We start from the raw sequence: 20,015 nt of genomic DNA, 5'->3' as shown, positions 1-20,015 counted from the left end.
CAAAAAAGCCGCCAGCCGTGGTCTGACTGATGCCAGTGAGACCACGGCATCCCCGTCAGTCGAGCCTGCCCGGACGGATGCTGCCCCTTCAGATGCTATGCCTTCAGACGATGGCGCTGACAGGCTATCCTTGAAGCCCGAGCCCGAGCCCGAGCCCGAGCCCGAGCCCGAGCCCGAGCCTTCAGCCTCGCAGCCGCCGGCGGCACCCGCAGCGACGACAGCACCAGCCGCAACCGAATCCTTCACCGTCACGCCGACTTCACGAGCCGATTCCATGACCACGCCCTTTGTTCACCTGCGCGTTCACACCGAGTTCTCCCTCGTCGATGGTCTGCCCGGCGTCAAGCCGCTGATCAAGGCGACCGCCGCGGCGGGCCAGCCGGCTGTCGCGGTGACTGACGAGGCCAACCTGTTCGGGCTGGTCAAGTTCTACTCCAATGCGCGCGCTGCCGGCATCAAGCCGATCATCGGGGCCGACATGTGGCTGATCAACCCCCAGGATGCCACGCGCCCGTATCGCCTCACGCTGCTGGCGATGAACGACACCGGCTATCGCAATCTTACCGAACTGATCTCGCGCGGCTGGACCGACGGCCAGAAGCAGGACCGCGCCTACCTCGAGAAACAGTGGATCTTCGAGCAGGCCGAGGGCCTGATCGTGCTGTCCGGTGGCCGTGAAGGCGAGATCGGCCGTCATCTGCTGTCGGACCACGAAGACAGCGCTCGGGCACTGCTCGGTGAGTGGAAGGCGGTGTTCGGGGATCGCTTCTATCTGGAGCTGACCCGCACTCAGCGTCAGTACGAGGAAGAGTGCCTGCACCTGTCGGTGGCGCTGGCCGAGGCCACCGATACGCCGGTGGTCGCCACCAATGATGTGCGCTTCCTCAAGCGTGAGGACTACTGGGCCCACGAGACGCGCGTCTCCATCGGTGAAGGCAAGGCGCTGGATGACCCGCGGCGCGAGACCCGCTACAGCGATGAGCAGTACCTGAAGAGCGCCGAGGAGATGAGCGAGCTGTTCTCCGACATTCCCGAAGCGCTCGAGAACAGTGTGCTGATCGCGGCGCGCTGCTCGGTGACCGTGCAGCTGGGCACCTACTTCCTGCCCGAGTTCCCGGTGCCGGAAGGCATGACGATGGACCAGTTCTTCCGCAAGGTCTCACATGATGGCCTGACGGAGCGCCTCGACAAGCTGTATCCGCATGCCAGGCATCCTCGTGACAGCGAGGCCTGGGCCGAGATCGAGCAGCGCTACCGCACGCGGCTGGATTTCGAGCTCGACATCATCCTGCAGATGGGCTTCCCCGGTTACTTCCTGATCGTCATGGACTTCATCCAGTGGGGCAAGGACAACGGCGTGCCGGTCGGCCCGGGGCGTGGTTCCGGTGCCGGCTCGCTGGTGGCCTACGCCCAGAAGATCACCGATCTGGACCCGCTGGAATATGACCTGCTGTTCGAGCGCTTCCTGAACCCGGAACGTGTCTCCATGCCCGACTTTGACGTCGATTTCTGCATGGAGAAGCGTGACCGCGTGATCGACTACGTGGCCGAGCGCTACGGGCGCAACGCGGTCTCGCAGATCGTCACCTTCGGCACCATGGCCGCCAAGGCCGTGGTACGTGACGTGGCGCGTGCCCAGGGCAAGCCCTATTCGCTGGGTGACAAGCTCTCCAAGCTGATTCCCTTCGAGGTCGGCATCACGCTCGAGAAGGCCATCGAGCAGGAGCCGCAGCTCAAGGAATTCATCGACAACGACGAGGAAGCCCAGGAAATCTGGGAGATGGCGCTCAAGCTCGAGGGCACCACGCGCGGCACCGGCAAGCACGCCGGGGGCGTGGTGATCGCGCCGACCAAGCTGACCGACTTCGCGCCGCTGCTGTGTGATGAAGACGGCAGCGGTCTGGTGGTCCAGTTCGACAAGAACGACGTCGAGGAGGCCGGGCTGGTCAAGTTCGACTTCCTGGGTCTGCGCACCCTGACCATCATCGACTGGGCGACCGAGATGGTCGACAAGATCCGTGAGCGGGAAGGGCTGGCGCCGCTGGATATCGATGACATCCCGCTGGATGATGCCAAGACCTTCGACATGCTGCAGAAGGCGGAGACGACGGCCGTCTTCCAGCTGGAATCCCGCGGCATGAAGGAGCTGATCAAGAAGCTCAAGCCCGACTGCCTGGAAGACATGATCGCCCTGGTGGCCCTGTTCCGCCCCGGCCCGCTGCAGTCCGGCATGGTGGATGACTTCATCAACCGCAAGCACGGTCGTTCGGAAGTGTCTTATCCACACCCGGATTACCAGCATGAGCTGCTCAAGCCGGTACTGGAGCCTACCTACGGCATCATCCTGTACCAGGAGCAGGTCATGCAGATCGCGCAGGTGCTGGCCGGCTATACACTGGGCCAGGCCGACATGCTGCGCCGCGCGATGGGCAAGAAGAAGCCGGAAGAGATGGCCAAGCAGCGCGCCGGCTTCATGGAAGGGTGTGCGGGCAAGGGCATCGACAAGGACCTCGCCGGCAACATCTTCGACCTGGTGGAGAAATTCGCCGGTTACGGCTTCAACAAGTCGCACTCGGCGGCCTATGGTCTCGTCTCCTATCAGACAGGCTGGCTGAAGGCGCACTATCCGGGGCCGTTCATGGCCGCGGTGATCTCGACCGAGATGCAGACCATCGAGAAGGTGGTGCCGCTGATCGAGGAGTGCCGTCATATCGGCCTCACGGTCACGCCGCCGGATGTGAACATCGGCGGCTACAAGTTCACCGTCGACCTGGAAGGGCGCGTCGTCTACGGCCTGGGCGCCATCCGTGGCGTCGGCGAGGGCCCGATCGATGCTATCGTCAGCGCGCGCGCCGAGGGTGGCCCGTTCAGCGACATCTTCGATTTCTGCAAGCGCATCGACGCCAAGAAGATCAACAAGCGCACCCTGGAAGCGCTGATCCGCTCCGGCGCGCTGGACAACATCGGCCCGTCGCGTGCGGTGCTGATGCTGGCGGTGGAAGATGCGCTCAAGGCTGCCTCCCAGAATCACGCCAACAACGATGTCGGCATCACCGACATGTTCGGCGATGCCTTCAGCGAGCCGGAAACCGATGTCTACGCCGGCTATCGCAAGGCGCGCGAGTGGACTGACAAGGAGCGCCTCACCGGCGAGAAGGACACGCTGGGGCTCTATCTGACCGGCCATCCCATCGATGAGTACGAGGGGGAGCTCAAGCGCTTCATCAATGCGCGCATCAGTGACCTCAAGCCGTCGCGTGAGCCGCAGCGCATCGCCGGGCTGGTGATCGCCATGCGCACCATGAAGTCCAAGCGGGGCGACACCATGGCCTTCGTGACCCTGGATGACCGCACCGGACGCATCGAGGCCTCGATGTTCGGTGAGCTCTACGATCAGGTGCGCAACAAGCTGGTACCTGACAGCGTGGTGATCGTCGAGGGCGAGGTCAGCCAGGATGACTATTCCGGTGGCCTGCGCCTGCGCGGCAAGGATGTCACGCCGATCATCGACGCGCGGGCGCGCTTCGGTGAGGCGGTCGAGATGAGTATCGCCGCCGAGGACATCGGCGGTCGCTTCACCCAGCAGCTGACCACCTTGCTGACGCCACACCTGGCCAGTGAAGGCCTGCCGATGCGCCTGCGTTATCGCAACGCCGCGGCGGAGGCCTGGCTGGAGCTGGGCGAGCAATGGCGCGTTGCGCCCAGTGATGAGTTGTTGATCCAGCTGGGTGAGGTGGAAGGCCAGCGCGGTGTGCGCCTCAAGTACCGTGATTGAGGCGCTGGCCCACCGGATGGTGCCTGCCTCGCCAAGCGGCGGGGCAGGCGCAGCACCGAGATGAGTGGCGTGGGCGCAGAGTTAATCCACGCCTAACAGGCGGGCAAGGTTTGCACCTGTCGAACAGGGTGCGATAATGCCTGTCCATCTTTTCCGTACCCAATTCCATGCCGACTGTGACCGCCGCGAGCCACAGATCGCCTGAGCGTGTGCTCAGGGGGAGTGACCCGGCCGACTCGCTTTCCTGGCTGCCCGAGACGACGAACGAAACGCCTTATGAATCCCAATTATCTGGACTTTGAACAGCCGATCGCCGAGCTGCAGGCCAAGATCGAGGAACTCCGTCTGGTCGGTAACGACTCCCAGGTCAACCTGTCTGACGAGATCGCTCGTCTGCAGGAAAAGAGCACCAAGCTCACCGAGTCCATCTTCAAGGACCTCGGCGCCTGGCAGGTATCTCAGCTGGCACGTCACCCGCAGCGCCCGTATACCCTCGACTACCTCGAGAATCTGTTTACGGATTTCGATGAGCTGCACGGCGACCGTCACTACGCGGACGACGAAGCGCTGGTCGGCGGTATCGCGCGTCTCGACGACAAGCCGGTGATGGTGATCGGTCACCAGAAAGGCCGCGACGTGAAGGAAAAGGTGCGTCGCAACTTCGGCATGCCGCGTCCGGAAGGCTACCGCAAGGCCTGCCGTCTGATGGAAATGGCCGAGCGTTTCAAGATGCCGATCCTGACCTTCATCGACACCCCGGGTGCCTATCCGGGCATCGGTGCCGAGGAGCGCGGTCAGTCCGAGGCCATCGCCTACAACCTGGCGGTGATGTCTCGCCTGAAGACGCCTATCATCTCCACCGTCATCGGTGAGGGTGGTTCCGGCGGCGCACTGGCCATCGGCGTGTGTGACGAGCTGAACATGCTGCAGTACTCCACCTACTCGGTGATCTCGCCGGAAGGTTGCGCTTCCATCCTGTGGAAGAGCGCCGAGCGTGCCGCCGACGCCGCTGATGCGATGGGCATCACTGCCTCGCGCCTCAAGGAGCTGGGCTTCGTCGACAACCTGATCAAGGAGCCGCTGGGTGGCGCGCACCGCAACCCGCAGTCCGCTGCCGACAGCATCAAGGCTGCGCTGGGCGAAGGTCTGGAGCGTCTTGGCGCCCTGGATACCGATGCCCTGCTGGAGCGTCGTTACCAGCGCCTGATGAGCTACGGCGCCCCGGCATGATCCCGGTGCCTCTCGCGTGATGCGCGATCGGCTCATGCCCGCGTGACCAGGACGCCTCCGGATTCTTCCGGGGGCGTTCTTGCGTTCAGGGCCGGCGTTTTCTCCTCCACTTCCTTCATCCGCTTCGCGACAGGAGCCCGACATGTCTCTGTCCCCCTCACTGGATTCGCTGTGCCTGCGTGCTCAACCGCTGAGCGAGATGGCGGAGTCGCGCGCACTCGTCGCGGTGCGCGAGGCGCTCGAGGCCAGCGATGCCGGGCGCACGGTGTGGATCGCGCTCTCGGGCGGGCTGGATTCGGTAATGCTGGCGCGGCTGGCGGCACGCGCGGTCAAGGACTGCCCGCGTCGACTGCGGCTGGTGCATGTGCATCACGGCCTGCAGGCAGCCAACGATGACTTCGAGCAGCTGGCGCGCAGGCTGGCCTCGCGTCTCGGGCTACCGCTTAGCGTGCGTCATCTGGCGCTGGCGGAGACAGCACTCAAGTCGCGAGGGCTGGAGGCGGCAGCGCGCGAAGGGCGGCTGGCGGCACTGAGCACCTGTCTGGTGGCGGGGGATAGCCTGTGGCTGGCGCAGCATCAGTATGATCAGGCCGAGACGCTGTTGCTCAACGCGCTGCGTGGCAGTGGCGGGCGCGGGCTGGCGGCCATGCCGCCTGAGCGGGCGCTGGCCGTGGGCGAGGCGTCCCCCGGGCGAGGCCTGATCGCCCATGAGCGGGCACGACTACTCCGGCCGCTGTTGGGCATCCCGCGGCATGAAATCCAGACATTGGCGCGCCAGCAGGGCTTGCAGGCCGGTCACGACTGGTGTGAAGACCCCAGCAATGTCGATCAGCAGTTTGATCGCAACTACCTGCGCCACAGTGTCGTGCCGCTGCTGCAGGCGCGCTGGCCGCAGGCCGTGGCCAGCCTGGCGCGTTCGGCGCAGCAGTTGCAGGAAGAGCAGTCACTGCTTGATGAGCTGGCGGCCGAGCTGCTGGCGAAGGTTCAGGTGTCAGGCGCGGAGCGCCTGGCTCAGAGACAAGGACAGGAGCAGGGGCAGGGTCTGAATCAGAGACTTAATCAGGGCCTGGATCAGGGACGGGCGCAAGAGGCGCAGCTGTCACTGGCGGAGCTGGCAGGCTTGAGTGAGTCACGTCAACGGTTGGTCCTGCGCCATCTATGCCAGTCGCGTGGCTGGCCGGTACCGCCGCGGGGTCGCTTGATGAGCCTGCAGCAGTTGATCGCGACGCCGCCCGACTCGGTGGCCGAGGTGCACTGGGCCAATGCCGAATATGCCGTCAGCGTGCGTGCGTGGCGCGGCCAGCTGTGGTGGCAGGTGTCAGATACCGTTATTGAGCAGGGTGTGCGTCATCGACAAGGCGATACCGGCTACGCGAGAAGTGGTCGCCAACCCGGAGAGACGCCTTCCTCTGAGTGGGATGCTGAGGCGCGCAAGGCATGGCGGGCGCTGGGGAGGGACGAGCAGCATGTTGCCTTCACCTCACGTCAGCCGGGAGATGTACTGCGAGTGGCAGGGCGGGGGCGGCGCGATATCAAGCGTTTGCTGCAGGAAGCCGACATCCCGCCGTGGCAGCGTGACCAGTTGCGTGTGGCACGCATGCACGACGGGACAGTCGCGGGGCTGTGGCACCCCTCGCGGGGCTGGTGGCTACTGGCCGCACTTACATAGCAGTGAGGCCAGCGGACGATCTCGCCGATGTCTTGCGCAGTGCTCGCTCAGGCATCGGCCAGTGTCAGCGTCATGCCGGCAGCTTTCTGCAGCTCGCTTTCCTGACTGAGGTCATCGTTGATCAGGCTGTGATCGCGATATTCCTCGGTCAGGTTGAGCGTCAGGTCGTCGCCTTCGGCGCTGAGGTGCATGCCGAGCACCGGCGCTTCCGAGCGTGAATGGTTGAGCATCACCGCCATGCGCAGCAGGCGTGCCAGACGCGCCAGACGCGGTTGCTGCGGCTCCGGCAGCGCCGCCAGTTCGTTCTTGGGGAACTTGCGACGGTGGGCGCGGACCAGGAAGGCCAGCGCGCGCTGTTCCGGACGCGAGAAGCCGAGCAGGTCGGAATGCTCGAGCAGGTAGGCGCCATGGCGATGGAACTGGCTGTGGGAAATCGCCTGGCCGACTTCGTGGAGGTCAGCGGCCCAGCTCAGCAGCTGACGTGACGTCGCCCCCAGTGCCCAGTCGCCGGCGACCTGATCGAACAGCTGCAGGGCGGTGTCGCGCACATTGCTGGCGTGGCGGGTATCGATGCCGTAACGACGCTGCAGCGACTCGATGGCGGACAGACGCGAATCCTCCGGCGTGTTGCGCCCGAGCAGATCGAACAGCACGCCTTCACGCAGCGCGCCGTCGGAGTAGCGCATCTGCTCCAGTCCCAGTGCCTCGAAGACGCCGCACAGGATGGCGATGCCCGCCGGGAAGACAGTGGCGCGATCGCTCTTCAGGCCCGGCAGGCTGACCTTGTCGAGGCGCTTGAACTCCAATAGCGCCGCGCGCAGCTTGTGCAGCCCTTCACGTGTGACCACGCCATGCGGGGCCCAGCCGTGCGCTTCCAGTACGTTGGCGGCGGCCTTGATGGTGCCGGAGGAGCCGACCGGGTCATCCCAGCCCATCTCGCGATAGGTGCGCTGGATGCTGGCCAGTTCCGAGCGTGCGGCCAGCTCGGCGCGGCGCATGCGCTTCTCGCTGATCTCGCCATCTTGGAAGAAGGCTTTGGTATAGGCGACGCAGCCCATGTGCAGGCTTTCCAGCAGCTGGGGCTCGAACTGCTCACCGATGATGAACTCGGTGGAACCGCCGCCGATATCGACGATCAGGCGCTTGCCGTGCACATCGGCCAGCGCATGCGCCGCGCCCAGATAGATGAGGCGGGCTTCTTCGCGCCCGGCGATGATCTCGATGGGATGCCCCAGCAGGGCCTCGGCACGCTCGATCAGTTCTTCACTGTTATGCGCGGCGCGCAGGGCGTTGGTGCCCACGACCCGCAGATGGTCGGCCTCGATGCCATCGATGAAGGGCGCGAACTGGGCGAGGCAGTTGAGGGCGCGCTCCATGGCTTCCTCGCTGAGCATGCCGTTTTCGTCCAGCCCTGCCGCCAGCTGGACCTTCTCACCCTGCTTGGCCACGACCTGCAGCTGCCCCGCCTGGTGGTTGGCCAGCAGCAGGTGGAAGCTGTTGGAACCCAGATCGATGGCGGCCAGCTTCAGCAGCGGGGCCTCATTGCCGGCACTGCCTTCATCAGAGGCGGTGGGTTGCGGGTGCTGGGAGGGTGCTGATTCACTCAAGGGCGGAGTCCTTTACGGCGGGTCATTCATGGCAGGCATCATGCACTGCCTCCTTCACGCCAACTCCTGCGACGGCTTCCTTGCGTGGCGACCATGGCGCAATGAAGTTGTCGTGAGCGTGGGCGGCCACCGGGCGCGAGCCTGCTGCGGGAAGATGACGCTGGCAGCAGGTCGCGGCGGCGACTCTCGCAAGATTGCGGCGACTGGCCAGAGGTGTCAAACCGGTGGCACACACGGCGCCATCACCACGAGGGGCTGGCGGCACATTCAGCGCATGGGGCATGCTATTCTAGCGGCGTGATATGACAGAACGACGAAGTCGCGGGTCATCATCACGCTCAATGAATCGCAAGCCATCACGCAGCACAATCAGCAAGACCAACCGGGTCTGGGAGATAACGTCGCGATGAGCGAACGTGTGGTACCGATTGCAGAAAGGGACTTCGAATCCGTGGTGCTGGAGAGCGAGCATCCGGTGCTGGTGGATTTCTGGGCTTCCTGGTGCGGGCCGTGCAAGAGCGTGGCACCGACGCTGGAATCCCTGGCCGAGGAATACGAAGGGCAGCTCAAGATCGTCAAGGTCGATGTCGATGAAGCCCCTGAACTCGCCGCCCGCTTCGGCGTGCGCGGTGTGCCGACATTGATGCTGTTTGTGGGCGGCAATGTCGAAGCCAGCAAGGTGGGCGCCATGCCGCGCGCGCAGCTGGCAGCCTTTCTGGATGCCAATCTGTGAATCGGGCCTTGCCGCCGTCGGGTGCCTTGAGCCGTCAGTGAAAGCGCCACGTCAGCGGCGGCTATTGCAGCGCTGGCTGGCCGCTAGCGAGCGCTTCAGGCAGCGCCGGGAGCGCCACCAGGCCGCCGGGGCTTGCGTTCAGGGGCCGGCTTGACTACCATCGAGGCGTTCGCCTGATTACACGCTCTCTGATTGCGTCATGTCGACCGTCCCACGGTCCCCCAGTTGTCAGCCAGCCCTCTGGTAATGCTGCCCGCGACACGCCGGCCAGCCACCAGGCGATTCATACCGCTAGATTCCATATCGAGAAGACTTTTCTGTCAGGAAGCATGACGCTCCGTGTCCCTTCGACCGGTCCGTCGTCGCTGGACATCCGTAGCTCGACACTCCGTTGCTGAATTCGTTGTTCGGCCGTGGTGAGTGATCTTTCCTGAACTTTTGGCACCTGTCTTCATCCAGCTCAGGCGCTTGCCTCCGGGAATGCTGTCGAGTTCTGTCTGCACCTTTGCAGTGCCGGTCCTTGCCTTCTGCCCGTCTTCTCGATTCCCTTCTTATCTATCAGCCCTGCTGACCTGAGCCACGTTCAAACAAAGCCGATGAATCTTACCCAACTCAAGCAAAATACTGTCCCCGAACTGCTGGAACTTGCCCAGACAATGGGCATCGATAATCTGGCACGTTCGCGCAAGCAGGACATCATCTTCGCCATCCTCAAGAAGCACGCGAAAAGCGGTGAGGACATCTACGGCGACGGCGTTCTGGAAATCCTGCAGGACGGCTTCGGCTTCCTTCGCAGTGCAGACTCTTCCTACCTCGCGGGTCCTGATGACATCTACGTTTCACCGTCCCAGATCCGTCGCTTCAATCTGCGCAAGGGCGACACCATCTCCGGCAAGATTCGCCCGCCGAAGGAAGGGGAGCGTTACTTCGCGCTGCTCAAGGTCAATCAGATCAACTTTGACCGCCCCGAGAATGCCAAGCACAAGATCCTGTTCGAGAACCTGACGCCGCTGTTCCCGCAGTCGCGCCTGCTGATGGAAATCGGCAACGGTTCCACCGAAGACATCACCTCGCGCATCCTTGATCTGACCGCGCCGATCGGCAAGGGCCAGCGTGGTCTGATCGTCTCGCCGCCCAAGGCGGGCAAGACGATGATGCTGCAGAACATCGCCGCCTCCATCACGCGCAACAATCCCGAATGTCACCTCATCGTGCTGCTGATCGATGAGCGTCCCGAGGAAGTTACCGAGATGTCGCGCACCGTGCGTGGCGAAGTCGTGGCCTCCACCTTCGATGAGCCGCCGGCCCGTCACGTCCAGGTCGCCGAGATGGTGATCGAGAAGGCCAAGCGTCTGGTCGAGCACAAGAAGGATGTCGTCATCCTGCTCGATTCCGTGACCCGTCTGGCGCGTGCCTACAACACCGTGGTGCCGTCTTCCGGCAAGGTGCTGACCGGTGGTGTCGACGCTCACGCGCTCGAGAAGCCGAAGCGCTTCTTCGGTGCCGCGCGTAACATCGAAGAAGGCGGCAGTCTGACCATCCTCGCCACGGCGCTGGTCGATACCGGTTCCAAGATGGACGAAGTCATCTTCGAGGAATTCAAGGGCACCGGTAACATGGAAGCTCACCTCGACCGCAAGCTGGCCGAGCGTCGTGTCTTCCCGGCCCTCAACATCCGTCGCTCCGGCACGCGTCGTGAAGACCTGATCGCGTCCGAGGATGAAATGCAGCGCATGTGGATCCTGCGCAAGCTGCTCAACCCGATGGAAGATGTGGCAGCCACCGAGTTCCTCATCGATCGCCTGAAAGATACCAAGACCAACCTCGAGTTCTTCGAGGCCATGAAGCGCCGCTGATCGACACTGGCCCAGCCGGTTGGCTGGCCATGTTCTCGACAGGTGCTTGCCAGGACGCCCACTTCCCACCCGGGAAGTGGGCGTCTTGCGTTGCTGACCTGCCGAGTGCCGGCTGGCAATGGTATGCTCGGGACTTGATCAAGCCGAGCGGAAACTCCCATGCAGTATCGAGACTTACGCGATTTCATCGCGGCGCTGGAAGAGAAGGGCGAACTCAAGCGCATTCGTGCCGAGGTGGACCCCTATCTGGAGATGACCGAGATCTGCGATCGCACCCTGAAGGCGGGTGGTCCGGCGTTGCTGTTCGAGAACGTCAAGGGCCACAGCATGCCGGTGCTGGGCAATCTGTTCGGCACGCCGCGGCGCGTGGCGCTGGGCATGGGCCAGGAATCCGTCGAGGCGCTGCGCGAAGTCGGCGAGCTGCTGGCCTTCCTCAAGGAGCCGGAGCCGCCCAAGGGCTTCCGGGATGCCTGGGACAAGTTGCCGATCTTCAAGCAGGTGATGAGCATGGGGCCGAAGAAGGTCAAGCGTGCGCCCTGTCAGGAGATCGTGCTGGAAGGGGATGATGTCGATCTCGACATGATTCCGATCCAGCACTGCTGGCCCGGGGATGCCGCGCCGCTGGTGACCTGGCCGCTGGTGATCACCCGTGGTCCGCACAAGGAGCGCCAGAACCTCGGCATCTATCGTCAGCAGAAGCTCGGCAAGAATCGCCTGATCATGCGCTGGCTGGCACACCGTGGCGGCGCGCTGGATTTCCGCGAGTGGCAGAAGGCCCATCCGGGCGAGCCCTTCCCGGTCGCGGTGGCACTGGGTGCTGATCCGGCCACCATCCTCGGCGCTGTCACGCCGGTACCGGATTCACTCTCCGAGTATGCCTTTGCCGGCCTGCTGCGCGGCTCGCGCACCGAGCTGGTCAAATGCGGCCTGTCGGATCTCGAAGTCCCGGCCAGCGCCGAGATCATCCTGGAAGGCTATCTGTATCCGGATGACGTGGCGCCGGAAGGCCCCTACGGCGATCACACCGGCTATTACAACGAGGTGGAGACCTTCCCCGTCTTCACCATCGAGCGCATCACCCATCGGCGCGACCCGATCTATCACTCCACCTATACCGGGCGTCCGCCGGATGAGCCGGCGATTCTCGGCCTGGCGCTCAATGAAGTCTTCGTGCCGATTCTGCGCAAGCAGTTCCCGGAGATCGTCGACTTCTATCTGCCGCCGGAAGGCTGCTCCTACCGCATGGCGGTGGTGACGATGAAGAAGCAGTACCCCGGCCACGCCAAGCGCGTGATGATGGGGGTCTGGAGCTTCCTGCGTCAGTTCATGTACACCAAGTTCGTGATCGTGCTGGATGATGATGTCGATGCCCGCAAGTGGGAAGATGTCATCTGGGCCATCACCACGCGCATGGACCCGAGCCGTGATACCGTTCTGGTCGACAATACGCCGATCGATTATCTGGACTTCGCCTCGCCAACGGCGGGTCTTGGCTCCAAGATGGGCATGGACGCGACCAACAAGTGGCCCGGCGAGACGGACCGCGAGTGGGGCGAGCCCATCGTGATGAGCGAAGAGATCACATCCCGTGTCGATGAACGCTGGGACAGTCTGGGCATTCTGGACTGATTCCGCGACAGACCATCAACACCCATGCATTTACCCTGTCGTTGCGCGGCGCGCTGGCGGCAGGCATCAGATAACAAGAGGATACGATGACGGCGCGGACCCTGACCTGTCATGTCGAGAGTGTGGAAGATCTGACCCCGGACGTGTTTCGTGTGCGCTTCGCCGCACGTCCCGAGGCCCTGGCGCACGCGCCGGGCCAGTATCTCGAGATGAAGCTCGATGACACCACCTGGGTACCGTTCTCCATCGCCAATGCCGCCAGTGATGATGGCGTGCTCGAGCTGCATATCCAGCATTGGCCGGAGCGCAGCAATTCCGCGCGTCTGCGCAGCCTGCTGGTCGCGGCCAATCAGCTTGAGCTGCGTCTGCCCAGTGGCGAGTGCGTGCTGGACCTCGACGACCCCAGCCCCATCGTGCTGATCTGTGCCGGCACCGGGTTCTCGCAGATGCACGCCATGCTGCAGGCGGCGTTTGCGCGTGGCCTGACCCAGCCCATCGAGCTGTGGTGGGCGGCGCGCGAGCGGCGTGATCTGTATCTGGAGAGCGCGGCGCTCAACTGGGCCGCCAGTCAGCCCAATTTCCGTTATTTCCCGGTACTGGAAGAAGCGCCGGAAGTCGGTGATGCCCACCATCGCGCGCTGGAAGCGGCCGGTGTCGAGGCCGCTTTCAATGGCCATCTGGGGCGTATCGATGAGGCGCTGCGCAAGCACGCGGGCAGCATGGCGGGCAAGCGCGTCTATCTGTCCGGCTCGCCGGGCATGGTCTATGCCTGTGTCGATGCGCTGACGCCATTGGGTGTCGAGGCCAGCGCGCTGAGCTCCGATGTGTTCAGCTATGCGCCACGCGAGCCGCTGCTGGATCCGGCGCTGGTCTCTGCCTGAAGCAGCCTTATATTGCCTGAAGCAGCCTGACATTGCCTGAAGGAGTCGAGTGAATGAGTCAGTCCCCGATACTGATCACGGGCGGCGCGCAGCGTCTGGGGCGCTATTGTGCCGAGCGACTGATCGATGATGGTCATCCGGTCATCATCAGTTATCGACGCGAGCGGGAAGAGCTCGATGCCCTGCGCGCGCTGGGCATTCGCACCGTGCAGGCGGATTTCTCCAGCGAGGCAGGCATCCAGGCCTTCATCGCGGCGATTCGTGAGCTGACTCCGACATTGCGGGCCATCGTGCACAATGCTGGCGACTGGGCGCCGGATGGCGACGGCGAGGGGCAGGGCGAGCTGTTCGAGCACCTGTTCCGTGTCCACATGCAGGCGCCGTACCTGATCAATCTGGCGCTGCGCGATCTGCTGGAAGCCGGAGTCGAGACGCAGGCGGACATCGTCCACATGAGTGACTTCGTGGTCCAGAAGGGCTCGCGCAAGCATGCGGCCTACGCGGCCAGCAAGGCGGGGCTCGAGAACCTGACCTTGTCGTTCGCGTCGATGTTCGCGCCACGCATCCAGGTCAACACCATCGCGCCGGCGCTGATCATGCTGCGCCCGGACGATGATGATGACTATGCCGAGCGTGCGCGCGCCAAGTCGTTGATGCAGCAGGTACCGGGGCCAGGCGTCATCTGGCAGGCGCTGCGCTACCTGCTGGAGAGTCCCTATGTCACGGGCACGACCCTGCCGGTGGATGGTGGCCGCCACCTGCGCTGATAGCTTGTGTCAGTGGTCTTTCGGTTATCGCTTTCGACTTCCGAGGCGTGACATTCGAGACCTGAGCACTGCACAAAAAAAGCCCCCGCTGAAAAGCGGGGGCTTTTTTTTCGTTGCTGCGACCGTTATTGCGATCGTTGTTGCGATCGTTGCTACTACATCCTGCACTACTGAAGCGCTTACAGGATATGGCGGCCTTCGACCGGCGTCAGCTGACCTTTCTTGAGGGTCGGGCCCATCTGGTTGCCGGAGGGAGCGCCCTGCGGGCTTTCCAGCGTGATCACCAGGTCGCTGTCAGGGAAGGCGGCCAGATACTCCTTGGGCACCTCGACCTTCATGGTACCGGAGTGCGGCAGGATGCCCAGTGACATGGGCTCCTTGCCATCCTTGGCCATCAGCCACAGCTCGCAGACCTTGCCGGGGGCCGGTGCTTCGGGCCTGACGGCCTGCACCATCATCTCGCCCGAATGGGAGGCGTTGACGATCCAGCCGGGGCTGCTGTCAGAGTTGTTGACCACGAACACGTAGTCGCTCTCCATGCCCGCGTTGTGCCCCAGGCTGAAGGTCAGGGTGACCGCCAGCGCCAGGCTGAACGCCGTGGCGGTCATGCCCTGCCACAGGCCCAGGCGACGCCACCAGGGCTGACGGGCGGTGCCCGTCGCCTCGGCGATGCCTTGCCAGACATGGGCCGGTGGCGTGACGGGGGGAAGCTGTTCATTGAACACGTTGAGATGCTCGCGCCAGCGCTCCACATCATGTTGCAGGTCGTGGCTGACGGCCAGCAGTGACTCGAATGCCGCGCGCTCGTCGCGTGTCAATGTGCCGAGCGCATATTCGCCCGCTGCGGCTTCGCGCAGTTCCGGGTCGCTCAGATCAAATGACTCATGCATGTCTTCAACCTCTCGAGTCCACGACGGACCCAGCTCTTGACGGTGCCCAAGGGCTGGTCCAGTTGATTGGCCAGATCCTGGTGGGTGAGGCCTTCGAAGTAGGCCAGTTCCAGGGCGCGGCGTTGATCGTCATTCAGCTCGGCCAGGCACTGGTGGAGTTCACCACTGTGCTGAGCCAGGTCGACATCTGCCTCGATATCACTCCGCCCCGGCATGGCGGCGATCAATTCATCGCTGTCATGCTCGCTGGGTCGCTGTCGACGTATCCAGTCGATGGCGATGTTGCGGGTCATGGTGCCGAGCCAGGTCATCGGGCGGGCGCGGCCGGCGTCATACTGGGCGGCGGCGGCCCATACCCGGATGTAGACCTGCTGAAGACAATCCTGCGCGGATGCCTCATGTCTCAAGATACGCAGCAACTGAGCGTATAGATGCGCACTGGTCGCTCGATAGAGCTGATCCAGTGCCTTGGCATCCTGCCGGGCGCATCCCGACAGATACTCAATCAGTGCATCATTTCGGGAATCCTGCATGCATGCATTCCAAGCTGTGGGCGCGGTGTCAGGCACCGCTGGACGAATGCGTGTTGCCGATCATGTTGCTCGACAACCAAAGATTATACTGATGCCACTTCAGGCTGATAGCCCTTCTTTATGCGTGCGGGCAACGGTTTGTTGCCGGTTCACGCTTGCGCAGGACGATCTGGAGTGCAAGGATAGGCCTATCACCATTTTCATCGTCACTACTGGATACCGGCCCGACCCATGAATCAGACCACCAGCCACCGCCCGTTCACTGTCGCTGCCTGCCCTTCGGGCCAGGTCGTGACGGCGGCGTGTGCGGCCGGCTATTGGTATTGGTTTACACAGGGGCGCGCCTGAGGTTACGGCGCGCCTGTCTCGTACGGGCTGCCACCTCCTTGAAGAACCCCCGGTCGCAGCCACGGCCGGGGGTTCTTGCGTTTCGGGCCTTGCGAAATCCATGACGAGAGGCATGTCACCCTAACGTGCCGACAATGATTGCAGCATGAATGACGAGAGGAATGACCATGCGCACCACTATCCTGACTACCCGCTTTTCTCTTGCCTCCGCTCGGGTCGTGCATGGTTATTGGCGCTGGCGATTTAGCGGCGTCCTGCCTCTTTCCGCTGTCACCGAGGGGAAGGGCGAGCAACACCGGGGTGACGATTCGCGAAGTCCCTGTCTGTCAGAATGAATATTGCGTGATGGAGCCAAGGCTTCATCACAGGAGAGAAGACCATGAACGCCAGCCTTGAACGCGTGTTGACCGCCAACCCGCACACTGCCGACGCCACTGTTGACCCCTTGACTGCCGAGAACGCCACCGTGACCCGCTCTGATGCCGCCCAGACACCGACCACACCCGGACGCATCAGTCGTGAAGCCCTGCCCAGCGCCAGCGAATTGCGCGAGCAGCTGCCGGTGGACGCCGCCCTGGCCGGCCAGATTCGCCAGCATCGCGATGAGATCAACGCCATTCTCGCCGGCGACGATGATCGTCTGCTGGTGGTGGTCGGGCCGTGCTCCATCCATGATCTCAAGGCCGCGCGCGAGTACGCCCAGCGCCTGGCGGTGATCGAGCCGCAGGTGCGTGATCGCCTCAAGCTGGTGATGCGTGTCTATGTCGAGAAGCCGCGCACCACGGTGGGCTGGAAGGGGCTGGCCTATGATCCGCATCTGGATGGCAGCGATGACATGGCCACCGGCCTGCGTCAGGCACGCGAGCTGATGCGCGAGATCAACCAGCTGGGCCTGCCGGTGGCGACGGAGCTGCTGCAGCCGCTGACCGCCGCCTACCTGGAAGACCTGCTCGGCTGGGCGGCCATCGGCGCCCGCACCACCGAGTCACAGATCCATCGCGAGATGGCCTCCGGCCTCGGCTGTGCGGTGGGCTTCAAGAACGGCACTGACGGAGGCGTCGAGGTCGCCGTGCAGGCCATCGGGGCGGCGGCGCATGGGCATCGCCACTTCGGCATGGATGACAGCGGACGTCCGGCGCTGATCGAGACCGCGGGCAACCCGCATGCCCATGTGGTGCTGCGCGGCGGCCATGGCCAGCCCAACTATGACGCCGCCTCGGTGGCCGCCTGCCGGCGTGAGCTGGAAGGCGCTGGCCTGACGCCGCGCCTGATGGTCGATTGCAGCCACGCCAATTCCCGCAAGGACCACCGCCGTCAGAGCGAAGTGATGCTGGATGTGCTCTCTCAGCGCCTGACGGGGGATGATGCCTTGATCGGCGTGATGCTCGAGAGTCACCTCAATGAAGGCAAGCAGGCCTTGCCGGCAGCGGAGAAGCTCTCCCAGCTGCGTCATGGCGTGTCCGTCACCGATGCATGCCTTGGCTGGGAAACCACCGAGCACCTGCTGAGCCTGGCCGCCGAGCGCCTGCGCGAGGCCTGAGATCAGGCGCCAGACTCACGCCTCGATGGGAGGATGACGTCGCGCTTGCCTGATGTCTGCTGAATTTGTCGGCTTGTCCTGAAGTCCCCAGCGCCCAACGGTCGAAAGGCCGTTGGGCGCTGTCGTCTCTCGTCCTTGTTGCCCGTTCGTCACGCTATTGTCATCGGACTCGCGTATCACTCTTGTTGCCTTCGGCATGCCCTCAAGGGGCATGCCTGAACAGAACAACCCGAAACCTGACTACGGGGAAGCGACATGAGCAAGGAAATCGAAGACCATCGCCTGCTTAATCCCAGCAGCAACGAGACGTTCTCATCCGTCATTGAACGACACATCTCGCGTCGTCGTGTCCTGCAGGGCGGCCTTGGCATGGCGGCTGCCAGCATGCTGGGTGGTTTCGGTCTTGCGGGGCTGAGCACCACGGCCCACGCCGCCAGCAACGCTGCGGGCGAGAAGACGGCTCTGGCACTGGCCTTCGAATCGATCAAGGGTTCACGCACGGATGCAGTCGTGGTTCCCAAGGGGTATACCGCACAGGTGCTGGCGCCGTGGGGCACGCCGCTCAATGCCAAGGCACCCAAGTGGAGCAAGGACCTGGCGATGACGCCGGAGATCCAGCTCAACACCGTCGGCATGCATCACGATGGCATGCACAACTTCGCCTTGAGTGACGACACGGCCTCCAGCAACTTCCTGCTGGTCATGAACAACGAATACATCGATCAGGATGCTCTGTGGGCACCCAAGGGTGGCGCGACCAATGCGGATTCCGGCAAGCGTCCGGCCGATGAAGTGCGCACCGAGATCAATGCCCACGGCGTGACCATCGTCGAGGTCAAGAAGGCCAGCAACGGCAAGTGGGAAGTGGTGGGCGATTCGCGCTACAACCGCCGCTACACCAGCGCCAGCGAAATGAAGCTGAGCGGCCCGGTGGCGGGCAGCGATTACGTCAAGACGGCCTTCTCGCCGGATGGCATGCGCACCCGTGGTACCAACAACAACTGCGCCAACGGCTACACCCCGTGGGGCACCTACCTGACCTGCGAAGAGAACTGGCCGGGCTACTTCGTCAAGCGCAGCGATCGTCAGCTCGATGACAACCGCATCGGCATCGAGACCGAGCGTGGCCGCTATGGCTGGGAAACCGCCGCCGGGGATGCCAGTGAAGTCGATGGCGAGTTCGCGCGTTTCGACAACACGCCGACGGCAGAGAGCGCCGACAAGGATTACCGCAACGAACCGCGGACCTTCGGCTATATCGTCGAGATCGATCCCTACACCGGCGAGCAGGCCATCAAGCGCACCGCGCTGGGCCGCTTCCGTCACGAAGGTTGCTGGCCGGGCAAGCTGGTCGAGGGTGAGCCGGTGGTCTTCTACTCCGGTCACGATTCGCGCAACGAGTACATCTACAAGTTCGTGTCGGACGCCAAGTGGGACGCCGCTGATGCCCGTGGCGCCGGTGACTTCAAGGACCGCCTGGCGATCGGCGACAAGTACCTGGACAAGGGCACGCTGTATGTCGCCCAGTTCTCCGCCGATGGCACCGGCACGTGGCTCAAGCTGACCCCGGACGCCGTGACCAAGGATGGCCGCACCCTGGCCGAGGCACTGGGGCTGGCGGCCGATGACCTGGCTGGCATCATCATCCACACCACCGATGCGGCTGACCTGATGGGCGCGACCCCGATGGACCGTCCGGAGTGGGGCGCGGTGGACCCGGTGTCCGGTGAGGTCTACATGACGCTGACCAACAACTCCAAGCGCACCGAGGAAGGCACTGACGCCGCCTTCACCAACGATGGCACCGCCATCGAGGAGCCGGGTGTCGGTTACAAGACGGCGCCGACCAACGCGGCCAATCCGCGTGGCAACAACGAAGCGGGTCAGATCATCCGCTGGCGTGAAGCGGGCGATCACAAGGCCTTCGATTGGGAGATCTTCGTGTTCGGCGCAGCGGCCAGCGATGCCGACAACCTGTCCGGCCTGACCGAGATGAACGAGTTCGCCAGTCCCGATGGCCTCTATTTCGACGGCCGCGAAGGACAGGACAGCATCCTGTGGATCCAGACGGACAACGGCTACGAAGGCATCACCGAGGTCACCAATGACCAGCTGCTGGCGGTCGTGCCGGCAGGACTCGAGCAGGCCGAGGGAGACGCGGCCGTGATCGGTGCCGACAACCAGGCGCAGCTCAAGCGCTTCGCGGTGGGCCCGAATGGTTGTGAAGTCACCGGGATCTTCACCACCCCGGACAAGACCGCGATGTTCATCAACATCCAGCACCCGGCCAACTGGCCGCAGAGCGATGACGCCACCGCCGAGACCGACGGCAGTGTGCGTGCCCGCGCCGCGACCGTGGTCATCCAGCGCGAAGATGGCGGCCAGATCGGCGTCTGATGAAAGCCGCGCGTCAGGTGTGAACGCGAAGCCCCCGTATCGATGATACGGGGGCTTTTTCATGCGCCTGAACGTAGTCCCCTTCGCTTGAGGGCGCTAGGTCGATCAAGCGGGTGGGGAGGGCCAACGACAACGGCCCCCACGCAAGCGTGAGGGCCGA

The 20,015-nt window shown here is 63.7% G+C and carries 13 protein-coding genes; 10 read left to right on the top strand and 3 right to left on the bottom strand.

Annotated elements, in window-relative coordinates; all coding sequences use genetic code 11:
• The first annotated feature begins 274 nt into the window (after window positions 1–274).
• From dnaE to tilS, 3 genes are all read left to right on the top strand, one after another.
• On the top strand, window positions 275–3,775 hold the full coding sequence (dnaE, locus tag AOG28_RS11720; protein WP_054556522.1) for a DNA polymerase III subunit alpha: 3,501 nt from the start codon (window positions 275–277) through the stop codon (window positions 3,773–3,775).
• A 276-nt stretch (window positions 3,776–4,051) separates the two neighbouring features.
• A complete protein-coding gene (gene accA / locus AOG28_RS11715; RefSeq protein WP_043333001.1) occupies window positions 4,052–5,005 on the top strand; it encodes an acetyl-CoA carboxylase carboxyl transferase subunit alpha in 954 nt (317 codons plus the stop codon).
• 142 nt (window positions 5,006–5,147) lie between these two features.
• The gene (tilS, locus tag AOG28_RS11710) at window positions 5,148–6,674 is read left to right on the top strand and encodes a tRNA lysidine(34) synthetase TilS (protein WP_054556521.1); all 1,527 of its coding nucleotides are present in this window, start codon (window positions 5,148–5,150) and stop codon (window positions 6,672–6,674) included.
• 47 nt (window positions 6,675–6,721) lie between these two features.
• Here tilS and ppx read toward each other — a convergent pair whose 3' ends face one another.
• On the bottom strand, window positions 6,722–8,281 hold the full coding sequence (gene ppx, locus AOG28_RS11705) for an exopolyphosphatase (RefSeq protein ID WP_054556520.1): 1,560 nt from the start codon (window positions 8,279–8,281) through the stop codon (window positions 6,722–6,724).
• Between the two features lie 406 nt (window positions 8,282–8,687).
• Here ppx and trxA point away from each other — a divergent pair, with 406 nt between their 5' ends.
• The 5 genes from trxA to folM all read left to right on the top strand — a co-directional run bounded on the left by trxA (window position 8,688) and on the right by folM (window position 14,147).
• Window positions 8,688–9,014 (top strand): thioredoxin, encoded by a 327-nt coding sequence (gene trxA, locus AOG28_RS11700; RefSeq protein ID WP_043332999.1) that lies wholly within the window; start codon window positions 8,688–8,690, stop codon window positions 9,012–9,014.
• A 596-nt stretch (window positions 9,015–9,610) separates the two neighbouring features.
• Window positions 9,611–10,870: a transcription termination factor Rho gene (gene rho / locus AOG28_RS11695; protein WP_043332997.1), complete on the top strand. Its 1,260-nt coding sequence runs from the start codon at window positions 9,611–9,613 to the stop codon at window positions 10,868–10,870.
• A gap of 159 nt (window positions 10,871–11,029) precedes the next feature.
• Window positions 11,030–12,499, top strand: a complete 1,470-nt coding sequence (gene ubiD, locus AOG28_RS11690) for a 4-hydroxy-3-polyprenylbenzoate decarboxylase (RefSeq protein ID WP_054556519.1) — start codon at window positions 11,030–11,032, stop codon at window positions 12,497–12,499.
• Between the two features lie 86 nt (window positions 12,500–12,585).
• Window positions 12,586–13,380 carry an FAD-binding oxidoreductase gene (locus tag AOG28_RS11685; protein ID WP_043332993.1) on the top strand — a complete coding sequence of 265 codons (795 nt, stop codon included), beginning with the start codon at window positions 12,586–12,588 and terminating at the stop codon, window positions 13,378–13,380.
• A gap of 53 nt (window positions 13,381–13,433) precedes the next feature.
• Window positions 13,434–14,147, top strand: a complete 714-nt coding sequence (gene folM, locus AOG28_RS11680; RefSeq protein ID WP_054556518.1) for a dihydromonapterin reductase — start codon at window positions 13,434–13,436, stop codon at window positions 14,145–14,147.
• A 179-nt stretch (window positions 14,148–14,326) separates the two neighbouring features.
• Here folM and AOG28_RS11675 read toward each other — a convergent pair whose 3' ends face one another.
• Window positions 14,327–15,037 carry an anti-sigma factor gene (locus AOG28_RS11675; protein WP_054556517.1) on the bottom strand — a complete coding sequence of 237 codons (711 nt, stop codon included), beginning with the start codon at window positions 15,035–15,037 and terminating at the stop codon, window positions 14,327–14,329.
• On the bottom strand, window positions 15,016–15,570 hold the full coding sequence (locus AOG28_RS11670) for a sigma-70 family RNA polymerase sigma factor (protein WP_043332989.1): 555 nt from the start codon (window positions 15,568–15,570) through the stop codon (window positions 15,016–15,018). Before AOG28_RS11670 ends, AOG28_RS11675 begins: the two co-directional genes overlap by 22 nt.
• A gap of 727 nt (window positions 15,571–16,297) precedes the next feature.
• On the opposite strand from AOG28_RS11670, the gene AOG28_RS11665 reads away from it, so the two are divergent.
• Window positions 16,298–17,458 (top strand): 3-deoxy-7-phosphoheptulonate synthase, encoded by a 1,161-nt coding sequence (locus AOG28_RS11665; protein ID WP_082388728.1) that lies wholly within the window; start codon window positions 16,298–16,300, stop codon window positions 17,456–17,458.
• 255 nt (window positions 17,459–17,713) lie between these two features.
• A complete protein-coding gene (locus AOG28_RS11660) occupies window positions 17,714–19,855 on the top strand; it encodes a PhoX family protein (protein ID WP_054556516.1) in 2,142 nt (713 codons plus the stop codon).
• The last annotated feature ends 160 nt before the right edge of the window (window positions 19,856–20,015 follow it).

Source organism: Cobetia sp. UCD-24C (assembly GCF_001306765.1).
GTDB lineage: Bacteria > Pseudomonadota > Gammaproteobacteria > Pseudomonadales > Halomonadaceae > Cobetia > Cobetia amphilecti.
Note: the sequence above shows the minus strand (reverse complement) of the source record. Positions and strands in the feature narration are given on the sequence as shown.